Below are 22971 nucleotides of genomic sequence, written 5' to 3'. Positions count from 1 at the left end.
GTGGGGAAGTGGGGAAGTGGGGAGAAGGGAGAATAAATAAAAATAATCTCCTGTCTCCTGTCTCCTGTCTCCTGTCTCCTGTCCCCCGAATAGGGCTATTTTTTCAATTGCTTAACCGCTTGATAGATTTCGGGTAAACGCTTGTAAGCGGCTGCTACCTTGAGAAATAGTTTATGCGGCATAGCGGGAGAGCCAGAAACCACTTCTCCTGCCCCGATATCGTTGTGAATGCCAGCTTGGGCAGATGCGATCGCATCGTCACCGATTACTGCTTGATTGGCAATGCCCACCTGTCCCGCTAAAATAACGCGATTGCCCAATTTTACGCCTCCTGCCATGCCTACCTGTCCTGCTAGGGCGCAAGCTTGGCCAATTTGGCAATTATGGGCAATATGGACAAGATTATCGATCTTAGTCTGGCTACCGATGCGGGTTTCTCCCACTGCCGGACGATCCACGGCGCTATTACAGCCAATTTCTACCCCATCTTCTAAGACCACGATACCCGATTGTTCCATCTTAAACCAGCCTTCGGGAACCGGCACAAAACCGAAGCCCTCCGCACCAATAACAGCGCCACTGTGGATAACGCAATCATTGCCGATTTGTACCCGTTCATGGATAGTACAGTTAGCGTGGAGAGTTGTGCGATCGCCAATATGTACCCCAGGGTAAACAACGGCGTTAGGATGAATGCACACCCCATCACCGAGGATGACATTCGCTTCCACCACAGCATGGGCCCCGATGGCGACTTTATGGCCGATTTTAGCCGATGGATGCACCACGGCGGTGGCGTGAATGTAGGGTTGGGGCTGAAAGGGTTGATAGAATAATTTGATGGCGTGGGCGAATAAAAGTCGGGGATTGGCACTAGCTAACCAAGGGATGCCGCGTTCGTCGGCCTGTTGTTGTAAATTGGGATCCAGGGGCAGAATTAGGGCAGTAGCCTCAGTTTTGGCGACAAAGGTAGCAAATTTTCCCCCTTCGATATAGCTAATGGTATCGACTAGGGCGGTTTCGATGGGAGTTATGGCTTTAATTTGGGGATTTCTGTCGGGATAGGCAGTTAAACTGTGAGCAGAGACTAAATGGCTTAATTTTTGGGCAATTTCACTAAATTTCATAAATATATATTGCGATCTAGATAGGGCTGATGATAGGATGGTCTAAGAGTCTAAAACTATACTGATAATCTTGTCGTTATTATAGTCAAAAAAGTTGCCAGTTTTTTAGGGAATAATCCCTGTTTTCCATTTCAACAAAGCCGATCTCGATCTTGATCGGTTTTGGAGATAAGTTGGCTCTCTCCAAAACCGATTGGGTTTAGTTTTTACTGCTTGATCGAGTTAATAAAATTGACCCAAACAGTATTAAGGCGATCAGAGTGGATGGTTCGGGAACTGTTGGAAAATCTAGGTTAAAAATTCCTGACTATCTCTAAGAAACAACCGTATCTACTTCCTTAAAACTGGCTGAATATTTTCCTGGTCGAGAGGCAAGAAACGGCTCTTCTAGGTTCTGTCTGATAAGTTTAACTTACATAGGATCGATCAATCTTTGTGTTCTTTGTGTCTTTGTGGTTCATTCCACTCCCTCGCCAGCAGGACTGTATCTTAGAATACATTTTACCCACCAAATCCAAGAGAGCCAAGAAACTTCGCTAAAAAGAAGAATTTATCGAAAAAATGAGGTTAAAAATCGGAACCTTGATCGGTTACGGTAATTGAAAATACAACAGACTGCCATTTTTTACACGTTGTCGTTGAGACTAAACTAGAAACCCTGGCCCAACAATCGGCAATCAGTGGGGATTGCCAACGAGTGCCACCTTCTCAACCTTTGAGCTGCCAGTCATTACCGCCGCAGAGAGCGCAGTGAGCAGATCAAATCTACAATACCAGATTTTCAAGTGGGGAATCTGGGTTAAAATAGACCGAGAAAGTTAACAAAAAAATTGTCTCGCTCAAGTGGGCGAAAATCAGCTTATGACCCTTGCGGTGGCGATCGAAAACTTAAAAAAATCCTACGGTCAGACAGCAGCGGTTAAAGATATCTCCTTTACCGTGGCAGCGGCAGAAATCTTCGGTTTACTCGGTCCCAATGGTGCGGGAAAAACCACCACGATTCGCTGTCTTTGCACCCTTGCTAAACCCGATGGCGGCAAAATCGAGGTGGGGGGTGTCGATGCCCTGAATAACCCCAAATCCGCCCGTAAACGCCTGGGTTACGTTGCCCAAGAAGTCGCCCTCGATAAAATGCTCACCGGCCGGGAACTGTTGCAACTACAAGCGGCTCTATATCACATTCCCGCTCAAAAGTCAAGAGAGCGCATCAAAGAATTAATAAATCTTTTAGGATTAGAGGAATACGCCGACAAAAAAACGGGGACCTATTCCGGCGGCATCAAAAAACGGCTGGATTTAGCGGCGGGATTACTGCATCAGCCGGAAGTTTTGGTACTGGATGAACCGACTGTGGGCCTCGATATCGAAAGTCGTTTGATTGTCTGGGATTTTCTGCGACAATTGCGGGCGGCCGGAACCAGTGTATTAATTACCAGCCATTATCTCGAAGAAATCGACGCTTTGGCCGATAACTTGGCAATTATCGACAATGGTATCGTCATCGCTCGTGGTACCCCCTCACAACTGAAGGAGCAACTGGGTGGCGATCGCATTACCCTGAAAGTGCGGGAATTTTCCCCAGAGGAAGAGGCCCGAAAAGCGAAAGAATTATTATCCCGTCTGCCTTTTGTCGAGGAAGTAATCGTTAATACCGCCCAGGGTAACTCCCTTAATCTCATCGTCACGGCCAATAGCAATCCTTTAAGCAAAATTGAACAAACCCTAGCCGAATCGGGATTACCCGTGTTTAGCATGGCCCAATCCCGTCCTAGTCTCGATGATGTCTATCTAGCGGCCACCGGACGCACCCTGATGGATGCGGAAATTGCCGCCGCCAGCAGTCGCGACCTGAAGGCGGAGAAAAAACAAGCGATGAAGGAATCCTAGTCTGGCGAGAAAGGCGGTAATATTGCCCAATTGCCGGGTTAAATCATCTATAATTGGAGCGATCGACTATCTATCTATCGATATGAAAGATAAACGGGTATTGCTGACCGGCGGTACGGGAGGACTGGGTTTAGGAGTCACTCCGGCAGTTTTACACCATGGCGGTCATCTAACCGTGACCTATCGGGAGGAAAGGGAGGTAGCTCGTCTGAAATCTCGGCTGAGTGCGGCGGAATTTGAGCGTATTCGCTTTGTCAGGGTGGATTTAACCCAAGAAACTGCCGTGTCCAGATTAATTGATGATCTCGGTCGGGTCGATGTTTTAATTCATCTAGTCGGGGGTTTTACCATGGGGGCGACGGAGGAGTTTAGCTATGAAGATTGGCTAAAAATGTTTGATTTAAACCTCCATAGCACTTTTTTACTGTGTAAACACTGTTTGCGCTCGATGAAACTTCATAACTATGGTCGTATCGTCACTATCGGTTCTCGTGGTGCCGTACAACCGGGGGCAAATTTGGCCGCCTATTGTGCCTCGAAAGCGGCGGTAGTGGCTTTAACCCAAGCGATTGCAGAAGAAACCAAACAGACTAATATTACCGCTAACGTGGTTTTGCCAAGTGTTATCGATACTCCGGGCAACCGGGAAGCGATGGGAGAGGCAAATGCCAAGGACTGGGTAAGTCCCCAATCTCTAGCCGAGGTGATCTGTTTTCTAGCGGGGGAAGGGGCGAAAGACTTGCGCGGGGCGGCAATTCCCGTCTATGGTTCCCTGTGAGTGTTTTTTGTCTTCGGGCTGATACACTGATGACGACGCTCGCTCTTGCTAAAAATTGGGTTTAATTTATGCTTATTCCGATTCTTATCAGTGTTACTATCTTACTTTTATCCTATCTGCTCGGTTCAATTCCCACGGGTTATTTAATCGGTAAATACAGCAAAGGTATCGATATTCGTGACTATGGTTCCCGTTCCACCGGGGCCACCAATGTGTTGAGAACTCTGGGAAAAACTGCCGGGGTGACGGTGTTATTAATTGATATGTTAAAAGGAATGGCGGCGGTGGCCCTGGTACGCGGGCTATATTTTATTGATGTCAATCCTCTCCCAGAAAGTTGGTATTACTGGTTAATTATCGGGGCAGCATTGGGAGCAATCATCGGTCATAGTAAATCGATTTTCTTGAATTTTAGTGGTGGTAAATCCGTCGCCACCAGTTTAGGGGTTTTATTAGTGATGAATCCCCTAGTGGCTTGCGGAACTTTGGCGAGTTTTTTAGTTATTCTGGCACTTTTCCGGATTGTTTCTTTAGGTTCGATTATTGGGGCGCTGGTGGTCAATATTTTAATGATTGTTTTGGGTCAACCTCTCCCCTATATTTTATTTAGTTTGATGGGGGGAATCTATGTGATTGTTCGTCATCAGGGTAATATTAAAAGATTGTTGGCAGGCACAGAACCGAAAATAGGTCAGAAAGTACAGCCATCATCGGAATTAGGTTACAGCGTTTCTTCTACAGATGAAGTGTAACCTAATTTGTCTCATCTCTAGACGACTGGCTCATGTTCCCCGTTGCCCGTTCCCTAAAACCAGAGACTTCGTAACTCACCCTTAAGATAACTGATACTAAATCTGTTGAGTGTAGGCTACATATCAGGACAGGCAATGGGCAATAGGAGCAATAAATAATTCTTTAAATAACCGGATTTAGCATCACCCTTAATTATTGTTTTCCTAAGCCTAGTTTTCTGGTTACTTTAAAGTTGGTTTCGGTGTTTGATAGGGTTTGGGACTAATCGAAGGGACTATCAAAAGCAATAAAACGGTGGTGCATTCCCATACGATAATATCGGTCAGTTGAGTGCCTTTTTTAACTAGCCATCTCTGCCGCTAGTTTAGAAAATTGGTATAAGTCCCTAAAGATAGTCTCAAGTTTCTCACAACAGAAAGACTACCCGATCAACTATACCCAAAATCGCTCGATCGATTTAGCGTTTGCGTTTGAGTAATTTAGAAATGCGTCGATCATACCGCAACCAACGCCAAATTTTAATAACCAATTCCTCTACCCATAAAATGATCGCATCTAATCCCTCTAAAATCCGTTCTAAGGGGTGTTTAACGTAGCCGACGGGGGTTGATTCGGTTTCTAACCATTCCTCGTTAATTGGTTGAATTATCTCCTTAGCATAGCGGGGATCTAATTGGGTGGCGGGGGGGGATTCTCCAGGAGTAATTTGGGCAGCGGCCGGGGGGATTTTTTGTAAAGATTTATTTTGTTTTTCTTGACTAAAAGCTTTTTTTGTGATATCAGGCTCGGCTGTGGTGACTGGGGACTGGGGAAGGGGATAAGCGGGATTAAGGCGGGGTTTTTCGGAGTCTTGGGGAGAAATAGCCAATATATCGGCGGATTCTAGCCAATTTTGCTCGCTGACGGCGGAAAATGTCAGGGATTGGCGAGAGGAAAAGAAGTGATCGATCGCCGCTTGGATGAGTTTGCCGAGCGTGAAGGGATCCGCTTGGGTTTGTTTTTCTAGCCAATCCTGGAGACGTTGCTTGAAGGTGATCAGCAGAGAATTAGGAAGACTTAGGGGATATTTTGCCGATAAAGCGGGGGAATCAGCACTATATTCTAAATTATTCTTCTCTTTTGCCCAGAAATGCTCGATCGCCGCATAAATTAACCAATAAAGTCGCCAGAGATAGGAGGAATTTTTCTCCAGATTCGGGGACTGGTTAACGAGATCGGAAGGGGGTTTAGAGGTGTGGCTAACACTGCTGGGGATTGCGGGGGAGATAGCGAGAAATTTAGCCTCGAAAATCGCTAATTTTTCGTCAATAACTTCTAAAATCGCTTGAGAATTTAAATTAGGCAGTGGTAAGGAGAGTGGTGTCGGGGTTTTGACGAGATGGGATTCTTGGAATAGATTTATGGCGATCGCGATTTGTCCCTGTTGTTCCCAGCGTAGTAGGTTCCAAAACCAACGGATCGGAGGCAAGACAGGATTTTTATCGGTAAAATTTGGTAATAAAGGCGGATATTGACGATTTAATCGCTTAATTTTCCGTTTTTCGAGGGCGTAGTTAGCCAGTGCCGTCCTAATTTGTTTTTCTATTTGTCTTTGGGTTTGATTATCGGTGATTTTAACAGTCTGGTGATCGTTAGTGACGAAAACTAAAGCTTGATCCTCTAGATCGGCTGCTATGCCAATAAATGCCGTTTCTTGGTCGGATAAGCTCTGGAGAAATTCCGCGATCGCATCCGTCCCATCCTTGCCGGGGGGTGATAATTGTTTCTGGAGACTGTTCCCCAATTGATTAGCCGTCATCCGCAGGGATTGTACCAGCAAATAGACAGGATAAAGGGCTATTTGCAGGGTAATAGCGATCGCATTTTGACCGCTACGGGAGACGCGGCCGAGGTTATCTTTCAGACGGATCAAACGACGGTTGATCAGGTTGAACAGTCGGCTTTTATAGGGATCGGCAGCCATGGATTTTGGGCGATAACATCTTCATTTAGACTATCCTATTGTGCAAGGGCGGGATAAAAAAATTTTTTGCTAAAACCCTTGACTCTAGGAAAGATTATTGTTATATTTAAAAAGGTCTGAAATCCACGCCCCCATCGTCTAGTGGCCTAGGACACCTCCCTTTCACGGAGGCGACAGGGATTCGAATTCCCTTGGGGGTATAAAAAAAGTCAGAGGTGTTAAGCTTCTGACTTTTCGGTTTTTTTCTCCCGTTGATGGCTTTTCGGTAAGCTGACGGTGAAGATTGTTCCTCGATCGATCTGACTTTCGACGCTAATTTGTCCATGATGACTGAGGGTAATCGCTAAAGCGATCGCTAATCCTAATCCCGTTCCCCCGGAAGTGGCAGAATTTTGTCGCGCGGGATCGAGACGATAAAAGCGATCAAAAATATGGGACAAAGCAGCCTCGGGAATACCGATTCCGTTATCTTTGACGCGCACCAGTAACACCGATTGTCGATCGCGTTTACTTTTTTCCAATTCCACTGCTACATTTTTAGGCTCAGATTCTGGCAAAAAAGCGTGTTTTAGGGCATTAGAAATTAAATTTGTGAATAAACGAGCTAATTGATCCCAATCTCCCTCCATAGTAAACATTTCATCGCTGTAGGAAAAATCCTCTTGGTTCGGTTCCACAATCGACAAAGAAAGGCAAATTCCCTGCTTATCGGCGATTAAACGCTGTTCTTCCACCACTTCCATCAATAAAGCGTCCAAAGGTACAGCTTGCTCGATCGGTTGGACGATGCCACTATCAGAACGGGCTAAAAAAAGCAGATCATTGACTAAATTGCCCAATCTTTCCGTTAAACGCTCGATCACCTGCAAGCGTTGATCGCCAGTTTGAGGATAAGCGATCGCCATTTGCACGTTAGTTTGGATAGTGGCGATCGGATTGCGTAATTCATGGGAAGCATCGGCGGTAAATTGTTTTAAACTCTGATAGGACTCTTTTACCGGTTGAATGGCTAAACCGGACAAAAACCAACCAATCCCGGCTACACTGGCAATCATCAGGCAAATTCCGAGGATTAAATCCAATAATAGCTGTCTAATCGGTTTTGTCACCTCAAACCAAGGATGACTTACCCGCAGATATCCCAAAACATAATGATCGATTTCCACCCTTTCGGTTATTTGTCGCAGCAGACGATCATCGGATAAGCGAATAGTTTCCCCCTGACGGTGGGGATGGAGGGGAATATCTAAGGATTCGGGCAGAGTTGACCAAACTAGATTACCTTGGGGATCGAACCATTCCAAATCTATATGATCGTCCTCCACGGATTTACCCTGACTGGGAAAACTTGCGAGGGGATCGACGCGATAACGTCCTTGGTTCGGGGGAATCGATTCGATCACGAGAGAACGATTTACCACCTCAATGATGTGTTTAAGGGTATCATCAATGCGATCCACTAGGGTATGCCGCACATAAAAATACATTCCCGTAGCGAGAAAAAGCAGTAGTATGGCAGTGACAACAGTGTACCATAAGGCTAAACGGCGGCGAGTGGCTTGGAACACCGATAATCTATTGATTGGCTAGAGATTTTTAGGGCAATGTATCCTATTTTACAGCTTATTTGAGCGATTTAATAGTGGAGAATAAGTTATTTTTAGCCATAGGGAAAAACTGACGGTTGCCAAGAATAGCTAGACTTGAACGCTCATAGTCCTTAAAAATTGCCGCTAACAAAAGTATTCTTAGATACATTCTTCTCAGTAATTGTTTGAGTAGAACTACAAAAGCAGCTAAAGTGAATTATATTTAATCCTATGGCAACAAGGCTGACAGGAACGGCTAAAAATATTTTTGAGCTTATTTGAATTAATCACAACTATAAATGATGAATTTAAATTACTGGTTAATGAAATCGGAACCCAATGTCTATAGTATCGGGGATTTTAAAAAAGATGGTCAAACTATTTGGGAGGGAGTGCGAAATTATCAGGCCCGCAATTTTCTCCGTCAGATGAAGCGGGGAGATTTAGCCTTTTTTTACCATTCTAATACCACCCCGCCGGGGATTGTCGGCTTGATGCGCGTAGTGGAAACCGATATGATCGATCCTACACAATTCGATCGCGATAGTCCCTACTATGATCCTAAATCCTCTCCAGATTCCCCACGCTGGTGGACGGTTAAAGTTGAGTTCGATCGCCTTTTTCCCCAACTGCTGCCCCTGGGAATTTTAAAACAAAATTTTACCGCCGATGAATTATTATTAGTAAGGACAGGAAATCGTCTGTCAGTGATGCCTGTCAATCAAGCGATTGCCACAAAAATTCTCGCTTTAGTCGCTCGTCAAGGAGTATAAACTATGAACCAAAAAGATGCTATTAATTTACTTTCCCTGATCGGGGGATTATTGGTCACTATTGTCATTTTAGCGGCCTTTAATGCCTATGTGATTATCACTCCCGGACAAGCGGGGGTTTTAAGTGTTTTAGGAAAGGCTAAGGACGGGGTTTTATTGGAGGGATTGCACTTTAAACCTCCCTTTGTTTCTAGTGTCGATATCTACGATGTTACGGTGCAAAAATTTGAAGTTCCCGCCCAAAGTTCTACTAAAGATTTACAGGATTTATCCGCTAGTTTTGCGATTAATTTTCGTCTCGATCCGACCCAAGTAGTGGCCATTAGAAGAACCCAAGGCACCCTGCAAAATATTGTTGCTAAAATTATCGCCCCTCAAACCCAAGAATCCTTTAAAATTGCCGCCGCTAAAAGAACCGTAGAGGAGGCAATTACTCGACGCAGTGAGTTAAAAGAAGACTTTGATAATGCCCTATCGACTCGGTTAGAAAAGTATGGTATTCTAGTCTTAGATACCAGTGTGGTAGATTTGAATTTTTCTCCAGAATTCGCCCGGGCTGTTGAAGATAAGCAAATCGCAGAACAACGGGCCCAAAGAGCCGTTTATATCACCCAAGAAGCGGAACAACAGGCCCAAGCAGAAGTTAATCGCGCTAAAGGGAAAGCTGAGGCACAAAGACTATTAGCAGAAACTTTAAAAGAACAGGGAGGAGGATTAGTTTTACAGAAAGAAGCGATCGAAGCTTGGCGCGAAGGTGGAGCGCAAATGCCCCGGGTTTTAGTCATGGATGGATCGGGAAAAAATAGCGTACCATTTTTATTTAATTATAGTGATTCTTTTCCAGAAAATACCCCATAAATTCCTGTCCAAGCTCAGAGGCATTTTAAAAGAAACCTTGCCAACTTCTCAAAATTACCCGGTGATATTATCGACAAATGGTATTGAAAACAATCTCTAGCTCCTTGACTATTTGAGGATGAATAAATTGATGATAGTTCCCTGAATGTGATTAAACCGAGGCGCAGTGAATCGGTGCAATCTAAACAGAGAAAAGAACAGAATCAAGGCAAGATCCCTAGAAATAGTTTTCGGACTTTATTGGGGGACTTAGAGACGATTTACCTGAATATGGTAGAATGTGCGATTAGAGAGGGAAGTTATCGTTTTTCTAAGATAACTCGACCGACTTCTCCGCAACAGAAGGCGTTGATTGGTACCCAGTAACGGAACATCAGAAATTGTCTTAACCCCTCCTACAGCAGAGGTTATGGTCTTTTGTCAAAGGGGAAGTCGAGTCTTCTGGTGGGACGGTGAATATTCTTGATCATCCGGCGGCGAGTCTATCGGGAAGCTTTACAGTTTAGCGTTTCTGGACAAACTGGCGCGATGATGAAAAACAGCCTAGAGCAGTTGCTCTCGTCGGGGGGTCAATGCTATGATTAGGAATAGTTTTGCGGGTATAGTTCAGTGGTAGAACGTCACCTTCCCAAGGTGAATGTCGCGCGTTCGAGTCGCGTTACCCGCTTCTGACGACAATTGTTACGACAACTAATTAGGGTTTGCTGAAAAAGTTTGGATCTTCTCGACTTTTTGTGATAATTTTTGCCTATGGAATCGTGAAATGTTTACTGGGAAAGACTTTTAGGACTATTTTGTTAAAGTAACTATAGTTAGTAAAAGTATAGTCAAATATAGACAGACTGAATTCCATTTCAGAAATTCCCTTCACTTTTACGGCTCTTCGGGACTTGGTATGGTTCGATATGGGGGCATAAATCGACTAAATCCTTATCTGGCAAGAGATTTAATTGATTAGTTCGCTCTAGATCGCAAACAATTGACAAAAATCGCGGTAATGTCTGTCTCTATAAGGGTTTCATTCCTTATAACCCCCATCCATTGCATAACACAAACCGAAGAGCCACTTTTACTTCGAGAGATTAATTCTCCTTGGGTGAACTACGCACCTCTCTATCCCATAGCGGTTAAACGCATTTGGGAATGCTTTTCGCAAAATGTTTTAGGAACCCATGACATCAGATTGAACCAGAATCCCCTTATCTGTACGATATAACCCTCGTGAAATTCTTTTTCCTGAAAACACTGGCCTTTCAGTTGTTTGTCCATACACTGGTAGCAGATCTAAATTCAAAAAATTAGAAGCTGAGGTATAGGATTCTTCTTGAATAATCACAGAGATTCCTACTAATTGACATTTATAACTAATCATGTCAATTAATCGAGCATGAGGGATGGTCACAAATTTTTGATTGTTGACTTTTCCTAAGTTCACTTTTTGTTTCCAACCGTCATTTTTCCCAATTACTAAAGTTGTTATCTCTTGGTCAACTAAGAGATTAACTAAATAACGACTAGCCTGATGAAGATAATCATCTATCTTCTGATTACGACAGCGAGTTAAACGGCAAATTCTCTGGGAACTTTGACGATTGCCTTTTAACAGAGATTGTAACTTAGCCCGACGTTGGTTATAAAATTGATTCAGGCTTTTTAACTGACAGGGGGACAAGCGAGCTAGAAAACTTGCTAACAAAGGCTTCTGGCTTCTCTCACTAGAAATAGATCTAGCGATTCTAGGCAAAAAGCTAACGAAAGAACTAGGGATAGGAGCGAGCTTACTAGGAATTATTATTAATAAGTGAGAGATGGTGCGGCAAACTTTTTCGAGCTAAAACCATGAAAAGCTTACGATATATGGATTTCAGCCTTCTTGTCCCCCTGTCAGGCCGAAGATTGTTCAAATCCAAGGCCGGTATGACCTAAAATATTGAGAAAGGTAATCGCTATGGCAAAGCGTCGTAATCCTGCTAAACGATTAGGTTGATAGGAAACAGTAGAACGCTCTACTGAAGAGCTAAAATAGGGAAGGTTAAATAATTTAGTGGTTGTCATGGTTATTGTTGAAGATGAGTTAAAGAAAATTATCTTTCCCAAAAGTGATTTACTGAGTGATGAACCCCCTATGGAAACAGAGTTACATCTGCGTCAATTGATGCTTTTGATCCAATCACTAGAGTTATTATGGAAAGACCGCCAAGATTTCTATGCTTTTGGTAATCTGACTATTTATTACAGTCCCAATCAACGTAAATCAGAATATTTTAGGGGTCCTGATTTTTTTGTGGTTTTGGGAGTAGCAAGAAAACCTCGTAAAAGTTGGGTAGTGTGGGAAGAAGATGGCAAATATCCCCATGTCATCATCGAGATTTTGTCTGATTCAACGGCAGAAACCGATCGAGGTCTCAAGAAAGAAATTTATCAGGAAACTTTCCGGACTCCTAACTATTTCTGGTTTGATCCTACCAGTTTAGAATTTAAGGGGTTTCAGTTGATGGCAGGAAAATACGAAGAAATTGCCGCGAATGAACAGGGTTGGTTATGGAGTCAACAGTTAGAATTATTTTTAGGGGTTCATGACAGCCAATTACGCTTTTTTACCCCTGAAGGTAAACTCGTTCCCACCCCTGAAGAAGTAGCGGAAAAGATGACTCAAAAATTACAAGATTTAGGGATAGATTGGCGAGATTTGGTTTAAGTTTGACCTGAAATCTTGATCAAGCAAGCTGAACTGCAACTTATGAAGTAACCTGCCCAAATGCTATAGTTAGGGTTTTTTACCGCAATCATAAGCTGTTGACTATCTAAATAACTCTTTAAGACTGCCAGGGAGAGGGGGAAAGGAAGCAGGGAGAAGAAATTTGAGCATTTGTACTAAATTATTCAATACGCAATTTAATGCAGTACAGCTTAAACAAAAATCGAGCTATATTTGCCAATTCTCGAGATGATACTAAATCCGTTGCGTATAGCCTACTTATGAGAACAGGCAAAAGGGGTAATAAATAATCAGTCTTTAATAACCAGATTTAGTATGATTTGCTCTGCTCTAAGAAGTAATTACATTCTTCCTAAGCTCCCAATAGGAGGCTTTTGGTGCTAAAAAAGCAGCTAAAGTAACTATCTGAATTTTAAGTGCCTACTGCTCATTTTTGGCAAGATTTCATATACTAGGAATATAGAGATAAAAAAGAGGAAAACTGATGATTACTATACGCCAAGCGGAGGAAAGAGGCCACGCTAACTATGGTTGGTTGGATACCTATCATACTTTTTCTTTTGCCCAATATTATGATCCCCAACAGATTAATTTTAGGAGTCTCAGAGTTATTAATGAGGATAAAGTGATTGGGGGAAAAGGATTTCACACCCACGGACACCAGGATATGGAGATTTTAACCTATGTTTTGGCGGGAGAACTAGAACACCAAGACAGTCTCGGCACGGGTTCCGTGATTCGACACGGTGAAATTCAACGGATGAGCGCAGGAACGGGGATAAAACACAGTGAATTTAATCATTCTGCCACTAATACCCTGCATCTTCTGCAAATTTGGATTATTCCCGACCAAAAAAATCTAGAACCCAGCTACGAACAAAAAGCGATCGCATTTTCTCCCCATACCCTACAATTAATCGCCTCTCCCACCGGTGCTGGTAATGCGGTTAAAGTCCATCAAGACGTTAATCTCTACGCAGGAATTCTGCCCCCAGGCCGGTCCCTGACTCATTCCTTAGCTTCCGGTCGTTATGGCTGGTTACAAGTGGCTAGAGGGCAAATAACCCTAAATGGCTTGCATTTACGAGCGGGGGATGGAGCGGCAATTAGCGAGGAAACTTCTTTGGCTATTCAATCCCTAGAAGACTCGGAAATTTTGCTTTTTGACCTAGGGTAGTGGGGTTGAGTGTTAGAAACCCTAGGGGCGAAGTTTTGCCGTCAATTCCCCGGCCGACTTTCAGCCATCAATACTGTCCACCACGCTCAGAAAATCGTTATGGATTAGCTCGGCGATAAAATTCTCTGGATCGGTGATAGGAACGGTAACGCCTTGGCTGGCCACCATCTGTGCAGCCATCCGAGTCATGAAGTCCTGTCTTGTTTCCGTCATTCTACCCTGACATTGTTGTAATTTTTCCACCAATTCCAGTGGGGAATCGGCCACCAGTTTATCCCCCTCGCGGGTGACATAAATTGTCATCTTTCCTACCTCCTAAATGATTGGGAACGAGAATTCGGCACTACTAAACTACTTCTTTTCTCGCTATCATTATTGCCAGTTAGTTAGTCCCAGCCTCGTCCGTCTTTCCCTATTTCCATTATTTTTTCTGGCTCGTCGCCGGGTAATTATTATTATCGCCAAAATAAAAGGATAAATTTGTCAATCTTTGTAACGAAAAATCAAGAAAAACTGTTCTGACGGTATCGATCCGAACCTTTGCGGAGAAATTTGTTACAATGAATACAAAGGGACTCCCTGCGCCAGATCCCGTCCCTAGTAAAAAATTGCCGAGGTGGGGAGCGGAAGCCAATAGTTCCGATCGGGACGGCATTTGTCAGAGTTTCCCGCTTCCTTTAGTTTTAGGGGGAAAGGGCATGAAATCTGCCACATTATTATCGCCCGAACGACCGCTGCCAGAATTTCTCCGGTCAGCTATCCAAGACCGCTTTCCGGGGAAAGCGATCAATGATCTCAGCATCCGCTACTATGAAAGCGTCGAGGATGTGGGGTACGAGTATTTTAACGATCGGGTATTGCCGGCCTGTAGCGATGAGCCTGTCGTCCGCTATCTCGGCCCATTTATATCCTACGTCCGTCTAGGAGAGGCCCTGGTTTTGGATCGGCAAGATGGTCTTGTGGTTTACGAAACCGATCGAGATGTTCCCTGCACGGAAACCGGACCTTTCTGGTTGGTGACTCCTAAATCGCGCTGAAAAAGCCAACCCTAGTTAAGACTCGACGGGTGGAGTCGGTAAGCGACAAAACCCGTCGCATTTTTACAACGCATGCGATCGCAACCAAGCCACGGGTAAATAGAGCATTTTCTTGGCTAAAGGCACGAAGGCACGACGGGCGAAGACATCGTAATTATTTGCTTCAATTACGTCTAAAATGCCTTGATAAAGCAGTAAAGCCGCCCAAACCGGCCAACGGGAATCGGGATTAAGGGCGCGAATCCCCCTTTCGGCGGAATCGTAGTAATAACGGGCCCGCTCAATTTGGAAGCGCATTAACCCCTTCCAACGGTCATCATTAACCCCTTTGAGTAAATCATCTTCGCTGTAGTTAAAACGCTCTAAATCCTCTAAAGGTAGATAAATCCGCCCACGATGGACATCTTCCCCCACATCCCGCAAAATATTGGTTAATTGATTGGCAATACCGAGATCGATCGCTTCTTCTTGGGGAATATAAACGCTTTGATTGCGTCGCCAAGGGGCCGAGCGATCGCCATCCTCCAATCCTAAGACCGCGCTGGACATTAACCCCACCGTCCCCGCCACCCGATAGCAGTACAGTTTTAGTTCATCAAAGGTTTGATAACGACTGCGATAGAGGTCCATCTGTTGCCCGGCGATCATATCCCGAAAGGGTTGGATATCCATGGGGAACTTTTCTAGAGTATCCACGAGAGCGACATCGGCATCCTCAAGGGCAACCCCAGAAAAGACAGTTTCTAGCTGTTTTTCCCATAAATCGAGGGTTTCAGGGGTAGTTAACCGGGCTTGGGGTCCATCGACCAGTTCATCGGTACGACGACACCAGACATAAATTGCCCAGATCGCTTGACGTTTTGCTTTCGGCATCAGGAGAGTACCGAGATAAAACGTTTTGGAATACTTCTCTGTAATCCGGCGACAGAGTTCGTAGGACTCCGCAAGGGAGACGAGGGGTTTGGTGGGGTGGGTCGGTTTTGGCAATTGGAGCATTCTGCTGGGGCGGAATGATTGACTTAGATTAACGGCGAACTGTGGCTAATGATATAGCATTGTCTCACTCAAGGCCATTTTCGTCATTAGTCCCTAGCCAGAGAATTAACGAGCGCTGGACACTGGTGTGGATTGGGTTTTATTCGGGTTTAGCGGTGCTGCGGGGTGATCTTTGCTGATCACTGCTGCCGCTAATTTCCCTGATAAAACCGCTCCTTCCATGCTTCCTAAATATTTTTGCATGGTATAGTCACCGGCGAGATAAAAATTCTCGATCGGAGTTTTCTGAGAAGGTCGATAAGCTTGTCGGCCAGGGGTGGCTTTATAAACCGATCGGGGAGTTTTCACCAGATGATATTTTAACAATTGACTGGGATTATCGCCAGTAAAATGTTGGGGAAAGAGTTTTTCTAATTCTTTCATCGTGGCGGCGATAATTTCTTCATCGGATTTGCTAATCCAATCCTGAGCGGGAGCGAGAACTAATTCTAACATCGAGCGATCGGGGTTAGCGTATTCTTTACAGGTGTTGCTCATGTCGGCATAAACACTGAGTAAAGGCGAACGGGAGAATAATAAATGATCGATGTCGGTTAGTTTGCGATCAAACCAAAGGTGTAAATTAATGACGGGAACTCCTTCTAATCCTTCTAATTTTTGGAAGAATTTATCTTCTTGCCAAGGTTTAGGTAGTAAAACTTTTAAAGGATCTACAGGCATCGCAGACACATAAAGATCGGCTTCAAAAAGATAATCTTCCCCGCCATCTAAACCGCGCATTAAGAAGGCTTTAACTGTGCCATCTTCATTTAACAGAATTTCTTTTAAAGGGGCATTCAAGCGCACTTCGCCACCTCTAGCGGTGATATAATCGACTAAAGGTTGGCAGAGTCTTTCCGGGGGTGAACCATCGAGAAAGGCCATTTTTGAGCCGTTTTTCTCCTGTAAAAAGCGGTTGAGGGCTGTTAGTAGAATCGTGGCGGAAATCTCGTTAGGATCGATAAAGTTTAGGGCTTTCGACATAGCGATAAACACTTCTTTTTCTACCCTAGGGGGGATGTTTTGTTTCTCTAACCATTCCGACCAAGAATATTTATCCATCTCCTCGACGTAACTTTGACCTTTAACAATGGCAGGAATTAAACCGAGTCCAAATTTAATTTTTTCCTCCCAAGTTAACATATCATTATTGCGAAGAATGGCAACAATACCGTTAATTGGGGCGGGAATATCAGGGAAGTCAAACCGCGAATAGGTCCCTGGTTTTTCCGGCTGATTGAAGATCATCGAGTGTTCTTTCCACTGTAGGCGATCCTCTATGCCTAATTCCTTGAATAATTGCAGCATATTGGGATAAGCGCCAAAGAAGATATGTAAACCGGTTTCGTACCAGTCCCCATCGGCATCTTTCCAAGCGGCAATTTTTCCCCCTAATACATCGCGACGTTCCAGTACGATGGGCGTATGTCCCGCATCGACAAGGTATTTCGCACAAGATAATCCGGCTAGTCCCGCACCAGCGATCGCAACTCGCATCGTTTCCTATCTACTCTCTAATGTCTTGTCTTTATCACATTCGCTATTATACTTCACATTTCGTTACATTTTTTTTCAGATTATCGAGAAGGCGGTCGGCAGGGGGCAGGAGGAGATAGGGTGATAGGGTGATAGGGTTTTGGGGTGATGGGGTTTTGGGGTGATAGGGTGATGAGACAGCTTCCCCATTTCCCCACTTCCCCACTTCCCCACTTCCTTGATAACTGCTGACTGGTCACTGATAACTGATTACTGGTCACTGATAACTGATTACTGGTCACTGATAACTGATTACTGGTCACTGATAACTGATTACTGGTCACTGATAACTGATTACTGGTCACTGATAACTGATTACTGATATTGTGATATGTAATTAGCTTAACTCGCTTACCTTTTTAGTTCACGCGTACACCCTCTTCAATCGCTCGCTATGACTTTTCCCACTACGTCCCCCCAAGTCTCGGAGATAGAGAATAATCGTGCTTGGCACAATTTAACTGGCGAACAAACCCTAGAAATACTGAGAACCAATGGGGAAACCGGCTTAAACGAGGCGGAAATTGTTAAAAGAAAAGATATTTTCGGGTTAAATGAACTAAAAGAAACGGGGGGACGCAGCCCGTTAATGATTCTCTGGGAACAGTTTACTAACATTATGTTAGTGATGCTGATTGCCGTGGCGGTGGTTTCGGCGGTTTTGGACCTGAAAAAAGCGGAATTTCCCAAAGATGCGATCGCTATTTTTACAATTGTTATTTTAAACGGTATTTTAGGATATTTACAGGAAAGTCGGGCAGAAAAGGCATTAGCCGCCCTTAAGCAGTTATCCTCGCCGAAAGTCCGGGTTATCCGTAATGGTAGCACCTTTGAAGTGGCGGCCAAGGAACTCGTCCCCGGGGATATCATGTTACTGGAAGCGGGGGTACAAATTGCCGCCGATGGCAGATTATTAGAAGCACAAAACCTGCAAATCCGCGAAGCTGCCCTCACAGGTGAAGCGGTATCGGTGAATAAACAAGCACAGAAGGTTTTACCAGAAGATGCCTCTTTGGGCGATCGCATTAACCTCGTCTATCAGGGTACAGAGGTAGTACAGGGACGAGGGAAAGTGGCGATTACCAAGACGGGAATGGATACGGAAATCGGTAAAATCGCCGCTATGTTACAAGGAGTAGAAAGTGAACCCACACCTCTACAGCAGCGAATGTCGCAGTTAGGTAACGTTTTAGTGAGTGGTTCCCTAGCTTTAGTGGCTGTAGTCGTGCTTGGGGGCGTAATTCGCTTCGGTTGGCAGTTTTTTGAGTCATTACTAGAAACCTCCCTTAGTATGGCTGTGGCCGTTGTTCCCGAAGGTTTACCGGCAGTGGTGACGGTGACTTTGGCAATTGGAACCCAAAGAATGGTGAGAAGACAAGCTTTAATCCGTAAATTGCCGGCAGTGGAAACTTTAGGCTCGGTAACGACGATTTGCTCCGATAAAACTGGAACTTTAACTCAAAATAAAATGGTGGTGCAGAAAGTTAATACTTCCCACCATGTCATTACTGTCACCGGGGAAGGTTACGCGCCCATCGGTGAGTTTAATGGTGTTAGTGAAAGTGATCCCGAACTACAGGCAATTTTAACGGCTTGTGTGCTGTGTAATGATGCACTTTTGCAAAATAAAGCGCAAGAATGGTCAATTTTAGGCGATCCCACCGAGGGAGCTTTACTGACGTTAGCGGGTAAAGGAGGACTATATCGGGAAGCATTGGAACCAAAAAGCCCTCGTTTAGGGGAATTTCCCTTTTCTTCCGAAAGAAAGAGAATGTCAGTAATCTGTGAGAATGCTCAGTTAGGTTTGGGTGATTCTACCTATTTAATGTTTACCAAAGGCTCACCGGAATTAATTCTCGAACGTTGTTCTCTGATCCAAGTTGGGGCGGAAAGTCAACCCTTAACAGATGAACAAAGAAGCCGTATTTTGGCACAAAATGACGAAATGGCGGGCAATGGCCTACGAGTCTTAGGTTTTTCCTATAAACCGATCACAGAAGTGCCAGAAGCGGAAAGAGAAGATAGTGAGGAACAATCCCTGGTTTGGTTGGGATTGGTGGGAATGCTCGATGCACCCCGCAAAGAAGTTAAAGAAGCGGTTGCCCTCTGTCGTCAAGCGGGAATTCGTCCGATTATGATTACCGGAGATCATCAATTAACGGCCAAGGCGATCGCCGGTGAATTGGGCATTGCTGCTGCTGGGGAGCGAGTAATCACGGGGAAAGAATTAGAAAAAATGTCTCAGAATGACCTAGAGGGAGAGGTAGATGGTGTGAGCGTCTATGCTCGTGTTTCTCCCGAACACAAGCTGAGAATCGTCCAAGCTTTGCAAAAACGGGGCAAATTCGTCGCCATGACGGGGGATGGAGTCAATGATGCTCCGGCACTAAAACAAGCGGATATCGGTATCGCCATGGGGATTACGGGAACCGATGTCAGCAAAGAAGCCAGTGATATGATTTTGCTGGATGATAATTTTGCCACCATCGTCGCTGCCACCGAAGAGGGGCGCGTGGTTTACAGTAACATTCGGCGCTTTATTAAATATATTCTCGGCAGTAATATTGGCGAGGTTTTAACCATTGCTGCGGCTCCTTTAATCGGTATGGGGGGTGTACCTCTGACTCCCTTGCAAATCCTCTGGATGAACCTTGTCACCGACGGTTTACCGGCTCTTGCTTTGGCAATGGAACCCGCCGAACCTAATGTGATGAAACGTCCACCTTTTAGCCCCCGGGAAAGCATTTTTGCTCGCGGGTTGGGTTGGTATATGATTCGCATCGGCATCGTCTTTGCCATTCTGACCATTATTATGATGTACTGGGCTTACCAATATACTCAGGCAACCCCCGAAATCGGAGATCCTGGACGCTGGAAAACCATGGTATTTACTACCCTCTGTTTAGCACAAATGGGTCATGCTTTGGCGGTGCGTTCCCATACCCAGTTAGCTGTGCAAATGAATCCCTTCTCTAATCCTTACATTATTGTCGCCGTGGGCTTGACAACGATCCTACAATTGTTGTTAATTTATGCTCCTCCTCTACAAAACTTCTTCGGTACTCAATGGATTAGTGGCACGGAATTATTAATCTGTTTTGGATTTAGTGCCTTAATGTTTGTTTGGATTGAGTTAGAGAAGTTGTTTATTCGCTGGTTCATGACGAAAAAATAAATCAATGCCAACACCAATTATTCTGACTTTAACGGTTTTAGTCGTTGCTTTAGTCGCTTTTGTGGCGGAATGGCTACCGGTAGATTTAACCGCTTTATGCGTGGCGATTGTCCTGATTCTTTTGGGTTTAGTTACTCCCGAAGAAGGTATCGCCGGATTTAGTAATTCTGCCACGGTGACAGTGATGGCGATGTTTGTGCTTAGTGCCGGAATTACCCGCACGGGAGTGATTCAAGTAATCCGCGATCGCTTGCTGGTTTGGGGGGGCAAAAGTCCCCACCAACAGGTATTTGTCCTAGGGGTATTAGTAGGGCCAATTAGTGCTTTTATTAATAACACGGCAGTGGTGGCGATCTTTTTACCCATCGTTGAAGATTGGTGTAAAAAACAAAAAATTTCCCCTTCTAAGTTATTAATTCCCCTTTCCTACGCCACGGTTTTAGCGGGGATGATTACCGTAGTGGGAACTTCTACTAACATTCTCGCTAGTGGTATTTCTGCCAAGCTGGGTTATGGGCAATTTAGCTTATTTCAATTCACTGCTTTGGGAGTAGTAACTTTTTTAGCAGGTTTGATTTATTTAGCAATTTTTGCCCCAAAATTACTACCCGATCGCAAATCTTCCACCGGGGAATTTTTGGACGATGATTATGGTTCTAAAGTATATCTGAGTGAGGTAATTATTAGCACTCGTTCTAATCTTATCGGTCAAACTTTATCCGAAAGTGGACTACAAAGAAAGTTTGATTTTGATGTGTTGGAATTAATCAGGAATAAGGTACATTTACCCCAACCTTTAGCTGATAAAGTTCTCAATGCTGGCGATATTTTAATCGTTCACAGTAGTCGGGAAGAACTATTAAAGATTAAAGATGAACGGGGATTAGAAATCTTTGCCGATGTCAAATTTCAGAAAGAAGATATTGAATCGGCAATTACTACAGGTGAGGAAAAATTAGCCGAGGTTTTGATTCTCTCTAATTCCCGTTTAATTGGGACAACTTTAAAAGATTTGAAATTCCGTCAGCGTTATAATGCAACAGTTCTAGCGATTAGACGTGGTTCAGAATTACTGCAAGGAAGATTAGGGAAAATTCCTTTAAAGTTTGGAGATTTGCTCTTAGTTCAGGGACCAAAACAGAGTTTTATTGGTTTACAAACCACGCGAGAATTATTAGTCTTAGAAGAGAAAGAGATCGAATCATTGCGACAGGATAAGGGAATTATTGCCTTAATGATTACTTTGTTGGTGATTATTATTGCCGCTTTTGATATTCAACCGATTCTCGTCACCAGTTTAGTTGGGGTGGTTTTAATGGTAATTACTGGCTGTCTAAAACCAGGGGAAGTCTATGGTTCCATTCGTTGGGATATTATCTTTTTATTAGCGGGTTTAATTCCTCTGGGTACTGCCATGGATAACTCAGGAACGACTAAATGGTTAGCAGATAATTTACTGGCTATCGGCGGACATCTTTCGGGGTTTTGGATCTTAGTTTTCTTCTATCTAATTACCTCATTTTTAACTGAAATCCTCTCTAATAATGCCGCCGTGGTGTTAATGATTCCCGTCGCCGTTGAAGTGGCGAAAACTTTGGGTTTAAATCCTTTGGCTTTTATGTATGCTGTCACCTTTGCTGCTTCTAATAGTTATCTAACACCGATTGGCTATCAAACTAATACCATGGTTTATGCCCCCGGGGGCTATAAATTCCTCGATTTTACCCGTTTGGGTGCGCCCCTAAATTTAATTTTGACGATTTTAACCCCTAGTTTAATTGTCTTGTTTTATGGCTTGAAATAAACAAAGAGATCGAAGAATATTCGATCTCTAAAAAGAATTTGATCAGTAGTCAAAACTATTTCGATTCAGCGAAGCGTTTACGCAGGGATTCGGTGCGCTTTTTCGCCACGGTATTATTAGGATCAAATTTGAGAGTTTCTTCGTAGGTTTCGAGAGCTTTTTTTGCCATTTGTTTCTTTTCGTAAACATTGCCAAGATTATTAAGAGCGATCGAGTATTGAGGATAAAGTTTAATTGCCTCTTTGTAGTTACGAATCGCTAATTCTAATTGTTCTTGGGCAAAATAGGAAAACCCGATCGCATTGTAGATTAGGGCTTGATTTTCTGGTTCGATGCTTTCTTCCTCAGAGATTTTTAAAGCCTTTTGTAGTAAACTCAAAGCTTGAACATAGAGTTTTTTATCCAGATAAAGACTCCCTAATTCATAGTATTCTTTAGCTGTACCTTTTTCTTTTTGCAATTTCTTTTGTAGCTTGTTAAAGGTTCCTTCCACTCGACGGGTTTTAAAGATTTGCACGATGACAAAAATTCCTAAACCAATCACAAAAATTAGCAATCCAGAAACGTAAATAAGCGGCAGGGTATCTTCCATAATTAGCGATCGAGCAATTAATATTTTTATACTTATTCAATCAGATTATAGCAGGATTTAGTCAGTTATCAGTGATCAGTGATCAGTTATCAGTGATCAGATTTGAGTTTTCAGTTCACTGATTACTGTTCATTGCTCACAGCAAAAAACTCCCATCTCCCCACACCC

General features: G+C 43.9%; 18 protein-coding genes, 2 tRNA genes and 2 pseudogenes. 12 read left to right on the top strand and 10 right to left on the bottom strand.

The features are described from left to right. Positions 1-95 precede the first annotated feature (95 nt). Together lpxD and IQ224_RS24075 are read right to left on the bottom strand one after the other, a co-directional pair. Positions 96-1127 carry a UDP-3-O-(3-hydroxymyristoyl)glucosamine N-acyltransferase gene (gene lpxD, locus IQ224_RS10720; protein WP_194032920.1) on the bottom strand — a complete coding sequence of 344 codons (1032 nt, stop codon included), beginning with the start codon at positions 1125-1127 and terminating at the stop codon, positions 96-98. Between the two features lie 199 nt (positions 1128-1326). After that, a complete protein-coding gene (locus IQ224_RS24075) occupies positions 1327-1428 on the bottom strand; it encodes a PEP-CTERM sorting domain-containing protein (protein ID WP_370583144.1) in 102 nt (33 codons plus the stop codon). Positions 1429-1988: 560 nt separating this feature from the next. Here IQ224_RS24075 and IQ224_RS10710 point away from each other — a divergent pair. The 3 genes from IQ224_RS10710 to plsY all read left to right on the top strand — a co-directional run bounded on the left by IQ224_RS10710 (position 1989) and on the right by plsY (position 4544). After that, the gene (locus IQ224_RS10710) at positions 1989-3014 is read left to right on the top strand and encodes an ABC transporter ATP-binding protein (protein WP_084990141.1); all 1026 of its coding nucleotides are present in this window, start codon (positions 1989-1991) and stop codon (positions 3012-3014) included. 82 nt (positions 3015-3096) lie between these two features. Next, on the top strand, positions 3097-3792 hold the full coding sequence (gene fabG / locus IQ224_RS10705) for a 3-oxoacyl-ACP reductase FabG (protein WP_194032921.1): 696 nt from the start codon (positions 3097-3099) through the stop codon (positions 3790-3792). Between the two features lie 68 nt (positions 3793-3860). Then, positions 3861-4544 carry a glycerol-3-phosphate 1-O-acyltransferase PlsY gene (plsY, locus tag IQ224_RS10700; protein WP_084990091.1) on the top strand — a complete coding sequence of 228 codons (684 nt, stop codon included), beginning with the start codon at positions 3861-3863 and terminating at the stop codon, positions 4542-4544. A 458-nt stretch (positions 4545-5002) separates the two neighbouring features. On the opposite strand, the gene IQ224_RS10695 is transcribed toward plsY, so the two are convergent. After that, positions 5003-6508, bottom strand: coding sequence for a hypothetical protein (locus IQ224_RS10695; RefSeq protein WP_194032919.1), 1506 nt, complete (start codon positions 6506-6508; stop codon positions 5003-5005). A gap of 127 nt (positions 6509-6635) precedes the next feature. Here IQ224_RS10695 and IQ224_RS10690 point away from each other — a divergent pair. Beyond that, positions 6636-6708, top strand: a tRNA-Glu gene (locus IQ224_RS10690). An 18-nt stretch (positions 6709-6726) separates the two neighbouring features. Here IQ224_RS10690 and IQ224_RS10685 read toward each other — a convergent pair. Further along, the gene (locus tag IQ224_RS10685) at positions 6727-8076 is read right to left on the bottom strand and encodes a HAMP domain-containing sensor histidine kinase (protein ID WP_194032918.1); all 1350 of its coding nucleotides are present in this window, start codon (positions 8074-8076) and stop codon (positions 6727-6729) included. Positions 8077-8396: 320 nt separating this feature from the next. Between IQ224_RS10685 and IQ224_RS10680 the strand changes: the two genes are divergently transcribed. From IQ224_RS10680 to IQ224_RS10665, 3 genes are all read left to right on the top strand, one after another. After that, positions 8397-8870, top strand: coding sequence for an EVE domain-containing protein (locus tag IQ224_RS10680; RefSeq protein WP_194032917.1), 474 nt, complete (start codon positions 8397-8399; stop codon positions 8868-8870). Positions 8871-8873: 3 nt separating this feature from the next. Beyond that, a complete protein-coding gene (locus tag IQ224_RS10675) occupies positions 8874-9728 on the top strand; it encodes a prohibitin family protein (RefSeq protein WP_194016028.1) in 855 nt (284 codons plus the stop codon). A gap of 595 nt (positions 9729-10323) precedes the next feature. Next, a tRNA-Gly gene (locus IQ224_RS10665) sits at positions 10324-10395 on the top strand. A 402-nt stretch (positions 10396-10797) separates the two neighbouring features. Here the strand turns inward: IQ224_RS10665 and IQ224_RS10660 are convergent. Continuing rightward, a pseudogene (locus IQ224_RS10660) lies at positions 10798-11385 on the bottom strand (IS200/IS605 family accessory protein TnpB-related protein); the annotation flags it as partial. 230 nt (positions 11386-11615) lie between these two features. Next, positions 11616-11783: pseudogene (locus tag IQ224_RS10655) on the bottom strand (enediyne biosynthesis protein UnbU); the annotation flags it as partial. Between IQ224_RS10655 and IQ224_RS10650 the strand changes: the two are divergent. Next, complete coding sequence (locus IQ224_RS10650; RefSeq protein ID WP_002792665.1) at positions 11782-12426, top strand: Uma2 family endonuclease; 645 nt, start codon at positions 11782-11784, stop codon at positions 12424-12426. The pseudogene IQ224_RS10655 and the gene IQ224_RS10650 sit on opposite strands and share 2 nt — an antisense overlap. A gap of 505 nt (positions 12427-12931) precedes the next feature. Continuing rightward, on the top strand, positions 12932-13624 hold the full coding sequence (locus IQ224_RS10645) for a pirin family protein (RefSeq protein ID WP_002740672.1): 693 nt from the start codon (positions 12932-12934) through the stop codon (positions 13622-13624). A 60-nt stretch (positions 13625-13684) separates the two neighbouring features. Here IQ224_RS10645 and IQ224_RS10640 read toward each other — a convergent pair whose 3' ends face one another. Then, positions 13685-13927, bottom strand: coding sequence for a hypothetical protein (locus IQ224_RS10640; RefSeq protein WP_002740673.1), 243 nt, complete (start codon positions 13925-13927; stop codon positions 13685-13687). A gap of 257 nt (positions 13928-14184) precedes the next feature. Between IQ224_RS10640 and IQ224_RS10635 the strand changes: the two genes are divergently transcribed. Then, complete coding sequence (locus IQ224_RS10635) at positions 14185-14661, top strand: hypothetical protein (RefSeq protein ID WP_002740677.1); 477 nt, start codon at positions 14185-14187, stop codon at positions 14659-14661. A 63-nt stretch (positions 14662-14724) separates the two neighbouring features. On the opposite strand, the gene crtB is transcribed toward IQ224_RS10635, so the two are convergent. Further along, positions 14725-15657 carry a 15-cis-phytoene synthase CrtB gene (gene crtB / locus IQ224_RS10630; RefSeq protein ID WP_002740679.1) on the bottom strand — a complete coding sequence of 311 codons (933 nt, stop codon included), beginning with the start codon at positions 15655-15657 and terminating at the stop codon, positions 14725-14727. A gap of 105 nt (positions 15658-15762) precedes the next feature. Beyond that, positions 15763-17193: a 15-cis-phytoene desaturase gene (pds, locus tag IQ224_RS10625; RefSeq protein ID WP_002740681.1), complete on the bottom strand. Its 1431-nt coding sequence runs from the start codon at positions 17191-17193 to the stop codon at positions 15763-15765. A 433-nt stretch (positions 17194-17626) separates the two neighbouring features. Between pds and IQ224_RS10620 the strand changes: the two genes are divergently transcribed. Together IQ224_RS10620 and IQ224_RS10615 are read left to right on the top strand one after the other, a co-directional pair. Then, entirely contained in the window at positions 17627-20407 is a 2781-nt protein-coding gene (locus tag IQ224_RS10620) for a cation-translocating P-type ATPase (protein WP_002740698.1), read from the top strand. A gap of 4 nt (positions 20408-20411) precedes the next feature. Further along, a complete protein-coding gene (locus IQ224_RS10615) occupies positions 20412-22211 on the top strand; it encodes an SLC13 family permease (RefSeq protein ID WP_002740700.1) in 1800 nt (599 codons plus the stop codon). 55 nt (positions 22212-22266) lie between these two features. On the opposite strand, the gene IQ224_RS10610 is transcribed toward IQ224_RS10615, so the two are convergent. Next, on the bottom strand, positions 22267-22803 hold the full coding sequence (locus IQ224_RS10610; protein WP_002735092.1) for a tetratricopeptide repeat protein: 537 nt from the start codon (positions 22801-22803) through the stop codon (positions 22267-22269). Positions 22804-22971 lie beyond the last annotated feature (168 nt).

The organism is Microcystis sp. LEGE 00066, from assembly GCF_015207925.1.
Classification (GTDB): domain Bacteria; phylum Cyanobacteriota; class Cyanobacteriia; order Cyanobacteriales; family Microcystaceae; genus Microcystis; species Microcystis ichthyoblabe_A.
The sequence above is the reverse complement of the archived record's forward strand: the minus strand, read 5'-3'. Positions and strand labels throughout refer to the sequence as shown.

What these genes read in the sequence shown, in the direction of transcription:
- IQ224_RS10645 (WP_002740672.1), top strand. Translation starts at nt 12,932, where the DNA reads ATGATTACTATACGCCAAGCGGAGGAAAGAGGCCACGCTAACTATGGT.
- IQ224_RS10640 (WP_002740673.1), bottom strand. Translation starts at nt 13,927, where the DNA reads ATGACAATTTATGTCACCCGCGAGGGGGATAAACTGGTGGCCGATTCC.
- IQ224_RS10710 (WP_084990141.1), top strand. Translation starts at nt 1,989, where the DNA reads ATGACCCTTGCGGTGGCGATCGAAAACTTAAAAAAATCCTACGGTCAG.
- IQ224_RS10610 (WP_002735092.1), bottom strand. Translation starts at nt 22,803, where the DNA reads ATGGAAGATACCCTGCCGCTTATTTACGTTTCTGGATTGCTAATTTTT.
- IQ224_RS10680 (WP_194032917.1), top strand. Translation starts at nt 8,397, where the DNA reads ATGATGAATTTAAATTACTGGTTAATGAAATCGGAACCCAATGTCTAT.
- lpxD (WP_194032920.1), bottom strand. Translation starts at nt 1,127, where the DNA reads ATGAAATTTAGTGAAATTGCCCAAAAATTAAGCCATTTAGTCTCTGCT.
- fabG (WP_194032921.1), top strand. Translation starts at nt 3,097, where the DNA reads ATGAAAGATAAACGGGTATTGCTGACCGGCGGTACGGGAGGACTGGGT.
- IQ224_RS10695 (WP_194032919.1), bottom strand. Translation starts at nt 6,508, where the DNA reads ATGGCTGCCGATCCCTATAAAAGCCGACTGTTCAACCTGATCAACCGT.
- IQ224_RS10620 (WP_002740698.1), top strand. Translation starts at nt 17,627, where the DNA reads ATGACTTTTCCCACTACGTCCCCCCAAGTCTCGGAGATAGAGAATAAT.
- IQ224_RS10675 (WP_194016028.1), top strand. Translation starts at nt 8,874, where the DNA reads ATGAACCAAAAAGATGCTATTAATTTACTTTCCCTGATCGGGGGATTA.
- plsY (WP_084990091.1), top strand. Translation starts at nt 3,861, where the DNA reads ATGCTTATTCCGATTCTTATCAGTGTTACTATCTTACTTTTATCCTAT.
- IQ224_RS10635 (WP_002740677.1), top strand. Translation starts at nt 14,185, where the DNA reads ATGAATACAAAGGGACTCCCTGCGCCAGATCCCGTCCCTAGTAAAAAA.
- pds (WP_002740681.1), bottom strand. Translation starts at nt 17,193, where the DNA reads ATGCGAGTTGCGATCGCTGGTGCGGGACTAGCCGGATTATCTTGTGCG.
- IQ224_RS10615 (WP_002740700.1), top strand. Translation starts at nt 20,412, where the DNA reads ATGCCAACACCAATTATTCTGACTTTAACGGTTTTAGTCGTTGCTTTA.
- IQ224_RS10650 (WP_002792665.1), top strand. Translation starts at nt 11,782, where the DNA reads ATGGTTATTGTTGAAGATGAGTTAAAGAAAATTATCTTTCCCAAAAGT.
- crtB (WP_002740679.1), bottom strand. Translation starts at nt 15,657, where the DNA reads ATGCTCCAATTGCCAAAACCGACCCACCCCACCAAACCCCTCGTCTCC.